The following is a 14,674-nucleotide window of genomic DNA, read 5'->3' on the forward strand; positions in this document are numbered from 1 at the left end:
TTACAGGGTTCATAAGTATTAATAGGCTAGCGGTTTGTATCCCAGCTCAGTTAGCTGCGTAGGATCTTATATCGAGCTGAACTATCGAGCTTCAGTATTGAACTTGAGTACGAGCTTGCCGAAAAAAACAGATACTCAACACACGTTTATGCCAAGTATCTGCTTGATTGTCTATTAGTTTGTTACAGCTGTATTTACTTTTTTAATGACTTTAGTCACTTTGCCAAAATGAGCAACCTCTTCACCTTGCTCTGGGTGACGAGGCACATTTATGGCCAAAATGAGTGAGCACACGGCAAAGCCCGCCCCAATATAAAATACCATGTCAGGTGAGCTTAACCACAAGAAGCCTAACAGGGCCGGAATGATGACCGCCGCAATATGGTTAATAGTGAAACTGACCGACATTGTTGCGGCAATATCTTTAGGGTCAGCAATTTTTTGAAAATACGTTTTCACTGCAATTGCCATGGCAAATAATAAGTGATCGATAACGTAGAGCGCTGCTGCAAATTCAGCGTGTTCAACCAGCGCATAACTCACAAACACTGCGATTAAACCAATATACTCAATGGTCAATGCATTGCGCTCGCCGATGCGGCCAATAAAGCGGCCTATGGCTGGTGCAAATAACAGGTTAACCACATAGTTAATTAAAAATAGCGAGGTGATTTGAGTGATGCTGTAGCCAAATTTTTCAACCATCATAAATCCAGCAAAAACCATGAAAATTTGCCGTCTAGCACCAGAGAAAAAGGTCAGCATATAGTAAAGCCAGTACCGCTTTCTTAGCAGTAGCTTTTTATGTTGGACTTCACCTTGAGGAAACGTGGGGAAATAAAGGCTAATGGTGATCACCATGATAAGGCCTAAGGCACCAATAATGGCGTACATCCATTGGTAATCGAGTTTTAACCAGCTCATGACAAGCCAGATACTGGCATAGCCCCCAAGGGCAGCAGCGCTTCGCCATGCAAGGGCTTTACCCATAAAAGCAGCAGCCTTTTCTTTTTCTACCCATTGCAGTGTTAGTGATTGATTAATGGTTTCAAAATAATGAAACCCAACTGACATTAATACCGTGGTGATGTACAGCCCCAGTACTTGTGGAAAGAATCCAGTAATCGCCACACCAATACAAAGCACGGCAAGAGACACCAGAGCAAACGCCTGTTCGCGGATCAGTAATAATACGAAGATGGCTGTAAAAGCGAGAAAGCCAGGGACTTCTCGTAAGCTTTGTAATATGCCAATTTCAGCTCCGGTAAATTGTGCTCGCTCGATAACAAAATTGTTTAATAGTGCCTGCCAAACCGCAAACACTAACGACATAATAAAAGTCATCCAGAGCAGGAGTTTCTGTGGGTCGTTTCTCATCTTACTTTCCCTGTATCAACCGCTGCCTCAGTACCCTAAATAGCGATTTTAAAAATGGTCATTTTAATGTTCACGAGTATACAAGGTTCAGTTTTGATAATGATATAAGGCGCACAAGATTTGCAGCGCAATAATGCATTTCACTCACTAGCCACCATTTTTGACATGTAAGAGGCCTTAATATTGTTAATAAAGGCACTTAAGTCGTTAATCTTTATACCATTACTGTTGTAACGCTCTCACGCTAATGTGAGCGGCTACTTCTGCTTTAGATATTGTTTTCATTGGTTTTATTCTTGCTTTAGCATCTGCATTGCTTGTTGCTCAATAGCTTTTAATGTAAGTCGTTTGTAAAGATGATTGTAAATATTAATGTAAATCATTCTCATTTGGGTTAATTTGTCCGCGAATTAGGGGAGCTGGTTAATACCGATAGGTATACAGCGTAGGATCAAAATGAGAGCCGTTTATGAAATCTATTTCGAAGCATACCAAGTTGAATATGTTAGCGATTGCTATCGCTAGTGTGTTCAGTACGAATGCTATGTCAGCAACCGAGCCAGAAGCATTAGCTGCTGCAATAGCCAAGCAAGAAGCTGAACTTGCCGGGCTTAAGACTCAGTTGCTGCAATTAGCTGAGCTGCAAAAAGTGAGCACAGAGCAAGCTGCAGCTACTCAGCAACAAGTTTTGCAGACTGCTAAAGCGACAGACACAGTGAGTAACTGGGACAAGTTTTCGTTTAAGTCATATGGCAGCGTGATTTACACCAGCGACGAGTACTACGACAACGTACAGGATGCATCTCCTGAGCGCCGCAGCCGTTTTGATCTAGAGCGGATCGTGACTGAGTTTGGCTACCAGTTCAATGACGAATGGGACATGGAAGTTGAAATCGAATATGAGCATGGCGGCACCGGCACCGCGCTAGAATATGACGGTTTCGATGAGTTTGGCGAGTTCGAAGCTGAAGTGGAAGCCGGTGGCGAGGTGATGATTGAAAAAGCCGAGATCCGTTATCGCCCAAGTGATGCCTTTGGCGTTAAATTCGGTAATATCCATCTACCTGTAGGTGTCGGTAGTATGCTGCATAAGCCTAGTCAGTACTTGACCGTGCAACGCCATAAGAGTGAAGCGGCGATGTTACCTACAGTCTGGAATGAAAACGGCATCGGTATCTTTGGTGAAATGGCTAACTTTCGCTATCAAGCCCAAGTGGTTAGTGGTTTGAACTCAGAATATTTCCGTACCTATGACTGGGTGGCTTCAGGGCATCAAAAGCGTTTTGAGCATGTGAATGGCGATGATCTCGCTTATGTGGTTCGCCTCGATTATGGCAATTTTAAAACAGGCTCAGCCATTGGCGCCTCTTATTATTATGGCAACACCAGTGGTAATCGACATAAAACCAATAAACTAAGTGCTGACGGTACGGTTGAAATTCTATCAATTGCGGGTGCATTTGTTGAAGGCCCATGGATCTTACGCGGTCAATACCTTTATGGCACGTTAAGTGATAGTGACGCTATCACTCAAGCTAATAAAACTACCCCGGGCCTCAAGCCGGGTAACTTCGCTCAATTAGGCTCAAAGTCTGAAGCTTTCTTCGTTGAGGCGGGTGTTGACCTTGGTGAATTTACCTCTGTACCAGTCACCATTTTTGCCAACATAGACTACTCAAACCCACTAAAAGAAGTGCAAACCGGCATTGCTACAAAACGCTATGAAAACACTTGGATTAGCGCTGGTATTAACTACTTCCCCATCCCTGAGATAGTGATCAAAGCTGAAGCAGGCGTACAGCAGGTGGCTGTGGCGTCTATTCCAGATACCCACTTTTTTGCTTTAGGCGTTGGTTACCAGTTCTCACTTTAACTAACAAAAAGTAACTAACAACAAGTAACTAACAAAATACATGGAGTTTTTATGAAACACTTTACTCACTCAGCGCTAGCCATTGCGCTTATTTCAACGCTTAGCGCATGTGGCGGCTCTGGTTCTGACGATACCGCTGTTGTTGTACCAGAAACGGGTTTTAGCTTTGCCGCGACAGAGATGGTCACTAACCTCACTGATGATGTGATTGTTGCGGGGTACTCAAACCTTGCCCTGCGCGGTGAGGCAATGCTGCAAGCGACGCAAACATTGGTTGCCACACCGACACAAGCCAACTTGCTTGCCGCTCAAGAAGCGTGGAAAGCTGCTCGTCAGCCGTGGGAGCAAGGTGAATCACATATCTTTGGCCCAGTAGACTCACTGGGTATCGATCCACATCTTGATAGCTGGCCGCTAAACACCACTGATTTAACGACTGTGCTGGCCAATAGCACGGGCTTTGACGCTGACACCATTAAAGGTTGGAATGATGACGTGCAGGGCTTTCACACCATGGAATACCTATTATTTGGTGACGGTGTTGCAGATAACACCAAAACCATTAGCGAACTGACACCAAACGAGCGTGATTATTTAATGGGGCTTGCCGAAGTGTTTCGTGATTACACCAAGACACTCGATGACGCATGGCTTATCAGCCACGACGGTCAAAGCGGTAAGGCTTATGGTGAGTTACTGAAAAATTCTGGTATCGATGGCAATACTTTCTATAGCTCAGAAGTGGGCGTGGTAGAAGAGCTCGTTAACGGCATGATTGCGATTGTTGACGAGGTGGGTAACGGTAAAATTGCCGACCCATTTGGTGAGTCAATCGATAAAGCTGACACCTCAAAAGTTGAGTCTCAATACTCTTGGAACTCGCTTACCGACTTTAGCGACAACATTATTGGCGTACGCAATGTTTACCTTGGTGAGCTAGCGGGCAATGCCGATAAGCAAGGTATTATCGATTTCGTCAATGCCGCTAATCCTGAACTAGCAACGCGAGTTAAGACTGAGATTGATGATGCAATCACTAAAATCAACGCTATAGCCGGTACTCACAATATGCCATTTCGTCAGGCTATTTCTGATAGCGACGCACGTGTGCGTATTCAAACTGCCGTCGATGCACTGACTAAGCTACAAGCGAGTTTAGAGTCTGATGTGTTGCCACTACTTAAAGAGTGGAATATCTAGAAGGTGAATATTTGAGGAGGCCGTAAGGCCTCCTTTTTAATAGGATAATTCCCTTGTTTTTTAAATGGTTAAAAAACGATAAAAGATAATGGGGAATAATTTTTGGCATGCCGTGTGTGGAACAGCAGATGACAGATAAACACTCTCAAAAAAACAGATCGCAGCAAAACGAAATACCGCAAAAAAGAGCGCAATTAAATAGCGGCATTAGTTTTCGAAAAAGCCTTATTAGCAGCCTAGTCTTGTTAGGGACCGCAAGCTTAAGTGCATGTGGCGGCTCTGGCGATGATGCAGCGCCCACACCTGAAGGAAAAATCTATCCAGCTTATACCGATATCAAAGCCCTTGGTGGTGATACCACTACCTTTGATGCCTCTGAGTCGGGCCATGGTTTTTCAACTCCTGCGCCAAACCTGACGGCTAATGAGCTGGAGTTGCACCTTGAGGGAGATGTAGGCTTTGAAACTACTTTTACTACCGCGCCCAATAGTGCCCATCCTGAGCTAGATGGTTTGGGGCCAGTATTTAATAACGCAGATTGTAACTCTTGCCATCAGCGTGATGGCCGTAACTCAAGCCCTATCGTTCCTGCAGGCAAATCTCGGGTTAAACTCGGCTCACAAGCGGGAATATTCTTAAGGATCAGTAAGGCGCTCAGCGAGCCTTGCACCTTAGGTACGGCGGCAAATAATTACTGCGCGCCAATACCTGTGCCCGACTTTGGTGGGCAACTATTTCATCGCGGCGTACTGCAAGCTCGAGATGACTGGCAGCAAAATCAATTTATTGGTCAGGCTGATGTTTACCTCTCCTATGAAACTAAGCGGGTTACTTACAGTGATGGCACGAGTGTCACGCTGAAAAAACCACGGTTCGATGTGGAAAACCCCTATGATGCGCCGGGGGAAACTAGGGCTAGTAGTAACGTCACCTCTAACTTGCTGCAAGATGATGTACTGATGGGCTGGCGAAATGGTATGCCGGTATTTGGTTTAGGTTTGTTAGAGGCCATCGCTGAGGCTGATATTATCGCCAACGTTGATGCTGCTGATAGCAATAATGATGGCATTTCTGGTCGTGCTAACTATGTTTTTGATGCGGTTAAAGCACAAGCGGGAGACAGTAACCCAGTGTCGCTTGGGCGTTTTGGCTGGAAGGCTAATACGCCCAGCGTTAGGGTGCAGTCATTAGGTGCGCTGCGCGGTGATATTGGCATTACTAATCCGCTGTTCCCAGATGAAAGTATTGCTGGCACTGCGCTGCATGATGCTTATTTAACTCGTACTGGCTTTGTCGATACCGGAGTTGGTGTCGATGGAGAGCCTGAAGCGAGCGCTGAGTTCAGTGATGCCGTGGTGTTTTATGCTGAAACGCTAGCGGTACCGGCAAGGCGTAATGTGGATAATGTTGATGTTCGTGAAGGAGCAAGATTGTTTGAGCAGTTAAACTGCAGTGGTTGTCATACCCCACGCTTTGTGACTCAAGCTTCAGGTGACATTGGCGGCTCAGAGATGATTGCTGGCCATAAGAGTCAAACTATCTATCCATTTAGCGACATGTTACTGCACGATATGGGTGATGAACTTGCTGATGGTCGTCCCGATTTCTTAGCCGATGGCAATGAGTGGCGTACGCGTCCGTTATGGGGAATAGGCCTAACGCAAACCGTGAATCCGCAAGCAGGATTTTTACATGATGGCCGCGCAGCCACATTAGAGGAAGCGATTTTGTGGCATGGCGGTGAAGCAGAGCAAAGTCAGCAAGATTTTATGACATTAAGCCGCGAAGAACGCTCGCAAGTTATTGATTTCTTAATGTCACTATAAGCAAAGTCTGCATAACTGAAATTTACTCAGTCAACGTAAAAACAGCGGGGCTACCTCTTTAGGGGAGGCCCGCTGTTAATTTTGTGAACTAGGTAAAGCTAATTCGATTTATTGCACTACGCCTCGTGATCTGTTTCATGTAATCTTTTAGTCAAATCACCTATGATTTATTTATTAAATTCATTCACTTTAAAATTAACACTTCAGGGGTGCTTAGTGAGCAAAATTCTTATCGTTTACTCTAGTGTGCATGGCCAGACTCGTAAAATTTGTGCCTATTTAGAAGATAAGCTCAAGGCAGTCGGCAATTGTGTCACCGCTGTTAGCATTGCCGATAAAGTGGATTTAGGTGAATTTGATAAGATTATTATCGGTGCCAGTATTCGTCATGGTAAGCACAATGCGGCAGTTTATGATTTTATTGAAGCCCACCAAGCAGCATTAGAGCAAAAGCCGAGTAGCTTCTTTTCGGTTAACTTAGTGGCGCGTAAACCTCTAAAGAATACCGCTGAGACTAACCCATATATGCAAGCATTCTTTGAAAAGTCACCTTGGATGCCTGATGTGGCGCAAGTGTTTGCTGGCAACCTTAACTACCCAAGTTACGGCGTAATGGATAGGAACATTATTCGCTTTATTATGTGGATGACTAAAGGCCCTACTGCAGCTGATACTAATATTGAATATACTGATTGGAATAAGGTTGATACCTATGCCGACAGTATTAATAATTTGGCGATTACGGTTTAGCAAGCACAGGATGAGATATGGCGCAATCGACGTTTAAACGCTTAGCGAGAAAGTATATTGATTTGCAGCATGTGCTCATCATTATCACCAGTGCATATCTAATTTTTACAAGCGGCTCTATTGTGATGGGCCGCAGATTACGCCCCAATGCATCGTTTTGGGATCAAAGCCATGTGTATCTTGGGCTTATCGCCGCCTTCTTGTCGATTACCTTTTTGATTACTACCTGTCTTAAAGGAAAGTGGCGCCAGTATTTCCCCTGGTTGCTCGGTGATTTTTCGCAGCTTAAGTCTGATATTCTAGGCTTGTTTAAAGGCAAGATCCCGATTGCCGGCGGGCGTGGATTATTCAGTGTTACTGAAGGCATAGGCATGCTGCTGTTTTTAGCGGTTGGAGTCACGGGTCTACTGTGGTTTGCCACTCAAGGCAGCAGTGATGCGCTGTTCTGGCGTGGTTATCATATTCATTTTGCACAAGGTTTTATCGGTTTTATCGTATTACATGCCGTATTTGCTTGTTTGCACCTGCTAGATTTTTTCAGAAGCTAATAAAACTTACACAAATGCGATAAAATTTGCTCTCTTGAGTAAGATTATTGCTTTTTTCGTGTCCTCAATGTCCTCCGTTTCCATAAGTGTCTTCCGTGGTGAATTGCTTTTGCCTTAAAGTGGTTTAGTTAACGTATACAATATTGCGTCGGCATAACTCTATTTCAAAGCGGAAATTTAACCACGAAGCGCTTCGCTTTCACGGAGGTCACGGAGAAGATCGTAGAGCAAAAGATTAAAATGTTTGATGACGAGCCTTTTACTGTTGCTTTTGTTCTAGCTGTTGCTTTTCTTCGTGTAGCGTAGCGCTCCGTGTCCCAATAACATCCGTGTTTAACGGCCAGTTCGCTATCCCTAGCTCTCGCTTATTAGCACATGGCTTCGGCATATTCGCCGTGGTGAATAGCTTATGTCCCAAAATGAGTTAGAAGCTTCTTTAATCTTGTGTGACCACCAAGCGATTATGTCATATCTTAACTACCAACCGATTATGTTGACTTGCCAAATCAGCTTGAGTGGGCTGAGCAAAACAATGCTTTCAAATGGGTAGGTTTTTCTTTAACTTAACGAGTATGAAGTAAAAGGAACTTATCCAGCATTCTATAAGGACTCGCTTTGCGGCCAACCGTAATCCATCTCGTCGATGATATTAAGCTTGGTGGCGTGAACCTCGCGCTAACGAGTCTTGCCGCCTCAAGGTTACAGCAGTCTTTTTCTTTTCAACGCGTGGTTAGTCAATTCAATAAGCCGCAATTTAAACGTTATCAAGCTGATGTTATCGTCGTTCATGGCGCCGTTAATTGGCGCAAACTCCCTGCATTTTTAGCACTTAAACTTGCCAATATTGGCACGCCAATCCTTTATCAAGAGCACCATTATAGTCGAGAGTTTGCCCGTCACTGTGTTAAATCCCCATGGCGATTTCGACTTATGCTTAGGCTGGGTTATGGGCTTATGGATAAAGTGTTATCTGTGTCTAACGCCCAGGCTGACTGGTTACAAGCGCTAGGCGTATTACCTACCGATAAGCTGGTGCGAGTCGGGCAGGGGAAAGAGCTGAGCTCGTTTATTGCATTGCCAGAAAAGAGCGCTAGTGCGCCAATTAGGTTATTGGCCTACGGGCGTTTGAGCCAGCAAAAAGGCTTTGATTTGTTGATTAAAGCAATGGCGAAAGTGTCGCCTAACAGAGTCGAACTGATATTAGCGGGAGAGGGAGAGCAAGGGCCCGAACTTGCAGCACTAGCAGCGCCTTTAGAACATGTTCATTTGGTTGGTGAGGTGCATGATGTGCCTCAGTTTCTTAGCCGTGGCGATCTTGTCATTATCCCCTCACGTTGGGAGCCGTTTGGTCTAACCTGTTTGGAAGCCATTGCTGCGGGTAAAGGCGTTATCGCGGCCAATATTGATGGTTTAGGTGAGCAGTTAGCAGGGTTAGAGCGACAAGGGGGTTATCAGCTGATTAATGATCTAACAGTCGAGGGCATTGAAAGCGCGATTAATCACGCAATAACAGAGCCGCTTAAGATCACGGTCTCTGCGCGGTTATCTAGCGTTCAAGCTTGGGAGTCGATGCTAGAGTGTTGGCAACAGGTGTTAGAAGATGTGCTTAACAACAAATGATATTTAAAAACAAAAAAGGCGCTAATTAGCGCCTTTTTCTATTTCTCAACACGAGTTTGAGATTACTTGTGCTCAAGTGCTAGGTAGTTCATTAGGTCGATTAGCTCGGCTAGTGTACGGATAGAGCCCATGTTAACTGCATATTTGTCGTTGACGATGAACGCAGGTACGCTTTGTACTTTAAATTCACGTTGCTGTGAACGCCATAGCGCCAACTTCTCGTTGGTTTCTTTGCTGTCTGCTGCAGCATCGTATTGCTCTGCAGTTACGCCAAATTTAGCAAATACGGCTTTGATGTCGTCACGGCTTTGTAGCGGTTCGTCATGCTTGTGGCCTGGTGCGCTGTGATCATGCTTCTCACCATTATCGCCTTGGATAACTTTGAACATAGCATCAGTTAATGGCTTTTGGTTATCTAATGTTTGGATAACCGCAAGAGAGCGCATAACTTCAGTGTTAATTTCGGTGTTGGCAAAATCAACGTGCTTGCTGTCAAAGGTAACTTGCTTGTTCAAGTTGGCTTTGATATCAGCTAAGTACATCTTTTCCATGTTGAAACAGTTGCCGCAGTAGAACGAATAAAACTCAGTTAGTTTTGGTTCGCTGCTTGGTGCTTTATCTGAGATAACGCTGAAGTGCTTACCTTCAACAAATTGTGCGGCAAAGCTGCTCAGTGGAGCAACGGCAAGTGTTAACGCTAAAGCAATATGTTTAATCAAACTAGTGTCCTCTAGGTGACGTTTGTATAAGTAGTCAAGCGATAACGAATAATACAAATATTATTCATCCGTTACAGCAAATTACATTGTTGTTAAGAATAAAACCAGATGCTTAATTATGACTGAATTTGCATATTAATACATGCTCTAGAGTGTGACCCACGCAATGATTTTAAGCGCAAACGGGAGTTTTCATTTTAAATTTTGCTAAGCCTCACAATCTCAGTGAAATTTTATAAAAAGTTAACCTCCCAAGGGAACTTATTGCGCTTTTTAAGCCATGTATATCGAAATGCTGGGTTTAGACTGCAGCGAGAAGCCGATTTCTTTAACGGTAATTAATAAACTTTTAGATAATATCATGACTAATATTAAACAGATTATCTTATCTATTTATGTTAGTTTTTGACTAAGTTTAGAGCAGTGCTTTGTTAGTTAATGGGATTGATTAATCAATATCTTCCGATTAATCAATAGTTTCTATATAAAGTCTGAGTATGCCTTGGGGGAAAGGGACTTGAACAATCAACCGCACTTATTTATTGCAGCATTAGCTCTTGTGGCAGTAGGGCTAACAACCAATGCACAGGCGACAGACTGGCGCATTGCATTTGGTGGCCAAAATACCATTGTCGATCAGGCCGACTCTCATACACTCGGCGCACATGCAGGCTTTTATGTCGCGCATCAAACCGAATCAGAGCTGCTATGGCAAGGTGAGCTAGATATCTTTATTGATGATGATAAAGATAAGTTAGACCCTGATCATATTCCTATTTGGTTCCAAAGTGCCTTTTCCGTTGACGGTAATTTATACCGCTTTTCTGAGGTGATGAACTTACAGTGGCAAGTAACCTTAGATGGCAAACGTAATACGGTTAGCTCGGTAGAGAAACAAGCTAAACTCTTTCCCGGTATCGTAGCAAGGTTTGATAATGGCCGTGTGTATGCGGGATTTGAAGTCGCTGCGGGTTATTACATGCTGGAAATTGACGATGATGTGCCAAGAGAGCGTGGCTATGATCGTGACGACTTTCAAAATAAAACCGGCGCCTATTCAATAGCCCTCGATACTCTACTGCCCCTTGGTGATTCGTTTGACATTTATGCTGCGGCACAAACCTGGAATGATGGCAGTGATTGGCTAGAAAATAAGTATACCGGTGTGCTGAGCTATCATTCTGATGGCTGGATTGAGAATAGCGAAATAAAGCTTAGCGTTGAGCATACAGAATATAATCTTGACCCATTTGATAATCGCGATAAAACCTCACCAGATTACCTGGCTATCTTGCCATGGGACAGAGACACGTTAGTACGAATTTATGTAGATATGCCTTGGGGTTAACGATTGCTCTCTGAGGTTAACTGACGTATTAGTAATAAAAGCGCCATGCATTGCATGGCGTTTTTGTTGGTTGTAAATACTGTAATTAAAAGAGCACTATTTATCTGTATGAGATATCTGTAATGCGTTAGCCGTAACTATTTATTAGTGACGAAGTCATCTAGTAAAATGACACTAAATACACCACTGGTATCGGTATCGATTGCAGCAACACCATAAATACCACCATTTTCTAAGCTAATGGGTAATGGACCTATGGCCACGGTTTTAGTACCTGTAACTGTTACGCTAACCACATAGTCACCAGCAGGAACACTTAAGCTACCTGAAGAGGCTTCAAATGGCACATCTGTCAGTACTGGGGTCGCATTAGCAATATCATCGGTTGCAGTTAAATAAATATCAACATTAGGCGCAGAGTATGCGGCATGAGATACCGTTAACTTAGCCTCTGTTGCTACCACTCGGGTATTTTCCATGATGATCCAAGGGGCAATGTCGTTATCAGCTAAAGAGCCTACGGCAAAAATTGAGTAGCTGTCACCAAGGTCTAACTCAAATGGTGCGTTGTCGATGACAACAACATTGTTGTCGGCATTGGCTGCAACTGTAACGGTATGGTCACCTGCTGGGATGTTAACGTAACCGACAACGCCTTTAAACATCAGATCTGTGATTGCTGCAGTTGTGCTGCCATCTAAAAATACGTCAACCGCTGGCGCATCGGCTACGGCGTGTATGACGCGTATATCACTGCCACTGTTTATGTCATTGAGTAATACTTGCCCTTCAGGCAGCGCCACAAGCAGAGCGACAGGAGACATACCGGTCCAAGTATTAGGGATAGCCGAGATAAAGTAATCTTCTTCATCGGCTAATGTTACCGGCCCTGAATCATATACTGCATCTTTTGAACCCGCAGCCGTAATACGAATTTGATATTTAGCGGCAGGTACCTCAAGTTGTGGACTCGCATCCATATAGTTTGCTGATAGGGTTGGCTGCATTGTACTGATATCGGCATTCGGTTCGGTAACGTAGACATCTACCAGCCCAACGGCAGGCGCGGCATGCAACACCTGCACTCGTGCGTAGTTATCGGCGATATCTTGCTCTGGGTTGGCAATCAGTTTAAGCATGAGTGAGTTGTCAGCGACTTTGCCTAAGGCAACGGCGGTATATTCTGTATCAGCTTCAGTATCTAAATCCGCAGTTAATACTGTTGTTGTCGTACCGTCGGGTAAAAGTGCATCGACCGCTACGGCGTAGCTGCCACTTGGCACCGTTGTTAAACCGCTCGACATGGCATAGTCCACATCGTCAACAAAGTTAGCGCCGTTGGCGGTAACATTGACTAGCGGTGCATCACTACCTGCGTGTATGACACGAATTTCAGATTCATAGAGTACAAATGGAGGGGGGACTATATCATTATCATCATCGCTACATGCAGTTAGACCTAATACTGAAATGGTAATGACAGAGGCATAACGTGCGAATGGAGTTGAAAATTTCATTGCTATATTCCTTGATGTTTAGTTTCGACAACCATTACGCTGCTGAAATTTCGTTAGATCAAAAAATATACAAATAATTTACATTGAGTCTGTTTTATGGTTTTGGAAGAGTGTTTTTTGGCATTCTAACGCATGTGCTTAATTGACAAGTCGGCAGCCGCATACCGTATTGCTGGGTTGAAACAGCACCACTGCAAAGTCTTTATTTTCATCGCGCTCTAAGACTTGAACGCTTAGATTATGCATGCCCTTCTTATTCAGGTTTAGGCTGCTGACATAAGACAGGTATTTAAAATGCTCTGGAGCCTGTTCCTGGTTCGAGTGTGTAAACTCTTGTTTGGTTTTGACTGAAATGTCATAAAACATGTTATCAATATCAACCTGATTGACGTGCCCTTGCATGGACACTGAGCCCGCTGAATTGCCGTCTAGGTCGAAATAGCGATAGTTGATTTGTGCTTGTCCGTCTTTAGAAAACAGGTCGACTAATAGATAATGCTGGCTGTCTTGATTCATTTTCTGTCGATTGAATAGCTCTGAGCTACAGCTAAGCATAAAGCTAGGCTGCTTTGCTGTTAGTTGATAGATCACCGCGACGCAGCTCAGTAAAGCTAGCAAAATGATGATATTTATCGCCCAGCGCCATGTTCGCGTCATACTCAATTCCTCGTTCTTATTCTTGATATTATTGATTAAGCGGCTAGTCACAAATCTCAACGTCTTGCAGCCATTGCTGATTGATAAACTGCTGGGGTTGGCGCAGATCACTAATCTTTAAATTGCGAATGATGGATTGGCCAAATTGATCACCCCGTAAGGTGATATTAAGGACTTGCTTGTCGTGGGATAGCGACAAGTACACGTTCTTCCAACTTGTGAGCGGGCATTGGCGTAGACTGCTTTTCATGATTTGGCCCAACTCGAGCAATAAACCATTGTTGGTTTTTGAATGGGAATACAAAATGACGTAGACAGCTTGTCCTGCGATGGTACTGACTTTGCTGGCTTGCAGTGGTGTGGGTTTACTTTTAGATAAACCGGGCGCAGCGTAAAAAATCCAGCCACAACTTAAGGCGAGGACTAAACAAAAAGTCAATATTGCTGTGAGTTTAAAAGGGAGCCTTTTGCGCGGTGATCCAGGTTGAGTTGCCTTTCTGCTTCGATGGTGGCGTAACAGATACCCCTGGCCTTTGACCGTTTCTATGAGTGACTCATATTGCGGGCCCAAGAATGAGCGAAGTGTGAATACCGCTCGGGTCACCGAGGAGTCACTAAGAGGAGGCTGCTTGCCATCACCGGCTTTTAATAGTGGTTTAGCCACCACTTTGCCTTGATAGTCTATCAATAGGGTTAAAACTTGCAGTTCGGCTCTTGGTAGGTGCCAAGTATTGCCATTGTCTAAGTTCGTTAACTCTTCTTTTTCAATATCAAATCTGCAATGTCCCAATTGCATCTTCGCCGCCTCACTAGAACTATCAATGTATACAAGTCTATGAAGTAAAACTAATGAAGTCTGTGATCCTGGTACTTATGTTGTTTAAAGGTGGCAAAATTGAGTCCTGTGTATAGGTCAGTATGGCTAATTGGGAGCTTGGTCACATTGATTCATACAATTCATTAACTTAATCATGTGTATAAAATGCCGCAAATAACCACTAATTAAGTGATTGGTGTCGCAAATTCGCAGTATTTGCGATATGCCTCGGTGCGTTGATTCGTTGATGCGGCGTCTAATTGTTGAGTTGTGTTGCTGCTAGCTTCATCTGTTATAAATCACATTTTTATTTTCCTCATTTCTTACTGTTACTCCATCGAGTCGTTATCCAAAATTTGAACTCGTTGACTAATCGACATAGGCCCAGAGGCTTATAGACAAAATAAAATAATGATGGATAT

12 protein-coding genes are annotated in these 14,674 nt (G+C 43.9%); 7 read left to right on the forward strand and 5 right to left on the reverse strand.

From position 1 onward, the window contains the following. Positions 1-174 precede the first annotated feature (174 nt). Entirely contained in the window at positions 175-1,377 is a 1,203-nt protein-coding gene (locus ACVBJC_RS03225) for an MFS transporter (protein ID WP_447159440.1), read from the reverse strand. 469 nt (positions 1,378-1,846) lie between these two features. Here ACVBJC_RS03225 and ACVBJC_RS03230 point away from each other — a divergent pair, with 469 nt between their 5' ends. From ACVBJC_RS03230 to ACVBJC_RS03255, 6 genes are all read left to right on the forward strand, one after another. Continuing rightward, entirely contained in the window at positions 1,847-3,250 is a 1,404-nt protein-coding gene (locus tag ACVBJC_RS03230) for a hypothetical protein (protein WP_447159441.1), read from the forward strand. A 51-nt stretch (positions 3,251-3,301) separates the two neighbouring features. After that, positions 3,302-4,450 (forward strand): imelysin family protein, encoded by a 1,149-nt coding sequence (locus tag ACVBJC_RS03235; RefSeq protein WP_447159442.1) that lies wholly within the window; start codon positions 3,302-3,304, stop codon positions 4,448-4,450. A 128-nt stretch (positions 4,451-4,578) separates the two neighbouring features. Beyond that, positions 4,579-6,276 (forward strand): di-heme oxidoredictase family protein, encoded by a 1,698-nt coding sequence (locus tag ACVBJC_RS03240; RefSeq protein ID WP_447159443.1) that lies wholly within the window; start codon positions 4,579-4,581, stop codon positions 6,274-6,276. Positions 6,277-6,492: 216 nt separating this feature from the next. Beyond that, positions 6,493-7,026 (forward strand): menaquinone-dependent protoporphyrinogen IX dehydrogenase, encoded by a 534-nt coding sequence (gene hemG / locus ACVBJC_RS03245; protein ID WP_447159444.1) that lies wholly within the window; start codon positions 6,493-6,495, stop codon positions 7,024-7,026. Between the two features lie 17 nt (positions 7,027-7,043). Beyond that, a complete protein-coding gene (locus ACVBJC_RS03250; protein ID WP_447159445.1) occupies positions 7,044-7,574 on the forward strand; it encodes a cytochrome b/b6 domain-containing protein in 531 nt (176 codons plus the stop codon). Positions 7,575-8,189: 615 nt separating this feature from the next. Then, entirely contained in the window at positions 8,190-9,194 is a 1,005-nt protein-coding gene (locus tag ACVBJC_RS03255) for a glycosyltransferase (RefSeq protein ID WP_447159446.1), read from the forward strand. 62 nt (positions 9,195-9,256) lie between these two features. Here the strand turns inward: ACVBJC_RS03255 and ACVBJC_RS03260 are convergent, their stop codons facing one another. Continuing rightward, a complete protein-coding gene (locus ACVBJC_RS03260; protein WP_447159447.1) occupies positions 9,257-9,913 on the reverse strand; it encodes a thiol:disulfide interchange protein DsbA/DsbL in 657 nt (218 codons plus the stop codon). Between the two features lie 517 nt (positions 9,914-10,430). Here ACVBJC_RS03260 and ACVBJC_RS03265 point away from each other — a divergent pair. Next, a complete protein-coding gene (locus tag ACVBJC_RS03265; protein ID WP_447159448.1) occupies positions 10,431-11,261 on the forward strand; it encodes a hypothetical protein in 831 nt (276 codons plus the stop codon). 137 nt (positions 11,262-11,398) lie between these two features. Here ACVBJC_RS03265 and ACVBJC_RS03270 read toward each other — a convergent pair whose 3' ends face one another. The 3 genes from ACVBJC_RS03270 to ACVBJC_RS03280 all read right to left on the reverse strand — a co-directional run bounded on the left by ACVBJC_RS03270 (position 11,399) and on the right by ACVBJC_RS03280 (position 14,231). Next, a complete protein-coding gene (locus tag ACVBJC_RS03270) occupies positions 11,399-12,778 on the reverse strand; it encodes a DUF4397 domain-containing protein (RefSeq protein WP_447159449.1) in 1,380 nt (459 codons plus the stop codon). A gap of 138 nt (positions 12,779-12,916) precedes the next feature. Beyond that, positions 12,917-13,435 carry a hypothetical protein gene (locus tag ACVBJC_RS03275; RefSeq protein ID WP_447159450.1) on the reverse strand — a complete coding sequence of 173 codons (519 nt, stop codon included), beginning with the start codon at positions 13,433-13,435 and terminating at the stop codon, positions 12,917-12,919. Positions 13,436-13,478: 43 nt separating this feature from the next. Beyond that, a complete protein-coding gene (locus tag ACVBJC_RS03280) occupies positions 13,479-14,231 on the reverse strand; it encodes a winged helix-turn-helix domain-containing protein (RefSeq protein WP_447159451.1) in 753 nt (250 codons plus the stop codon). Positions 14,232-14,674 lie beyond the last annotated feature (443 nt).

The organism is Shewanella sp. 0m-6, from assembly GCF_052977325.1.

Excerpts from the sequence above, each read along its gene's own strand:
- ACVBJC_RS03225 (WP_447159440.1), bottom strand. The coding sequence starts at position 1,377 with ATGAGAAACGACCCACAGAAACTCCTGCTCTGGATGACTTTTATTATG.
- ACVBJC_RS03230 (WP_447159441.1), top strand. The coding sequence starts at position 1,847 with ATGAAATCTATTTCGAAGCATACCAAGTTGAATATGTTAGCGATTGCT.
- ACVBJC_RS03235 (WP_447159442.1), top strand. The coding sequence starts at position 3,302 with ATGAAACACTTTACTCACTCAGCGCTAGCCATTGCGCTTATTTCAACG.
- ACVBJC_RS03240 (WP_447159443.1), top strand. The coding sequence starts at position 4,579 with ATGACAGATAAACACTCTCAAAAAAACAGATCGCAGCAAAACGAAATA.
- ACVBJC_RS03250 (WP_447159445.1), top strand. The coding sequence starts at position 7,044 with ATGGCGCAATCGACGTTTAAACGCTTAGCGAGAAAGTATATTGATTTG.
- ACVBJC_RS03270 (WP_447159449.1), bottom strand. The coding sequence starts at position 12,778 with ATGAAATTTTCAACTCCATTCGCACGTTATGCCTCTGTCATTACCATT.
- ACVBJC_RS03275 (WP_447159450.1), bottom strand. The coding sequence starts at position 13,435 with ATGACGCGAACATGGCGCTGGGCGATAAATATCATCATTTTGCTAGCT.
- ACVBJC_RS03280 (WP_447159451.1), bottom strand. The coding sequence starts at position 14,231 with ATGCAATTGGGACATTGCAGATTTGATATTGAAAAAGAAGAGTTAACG.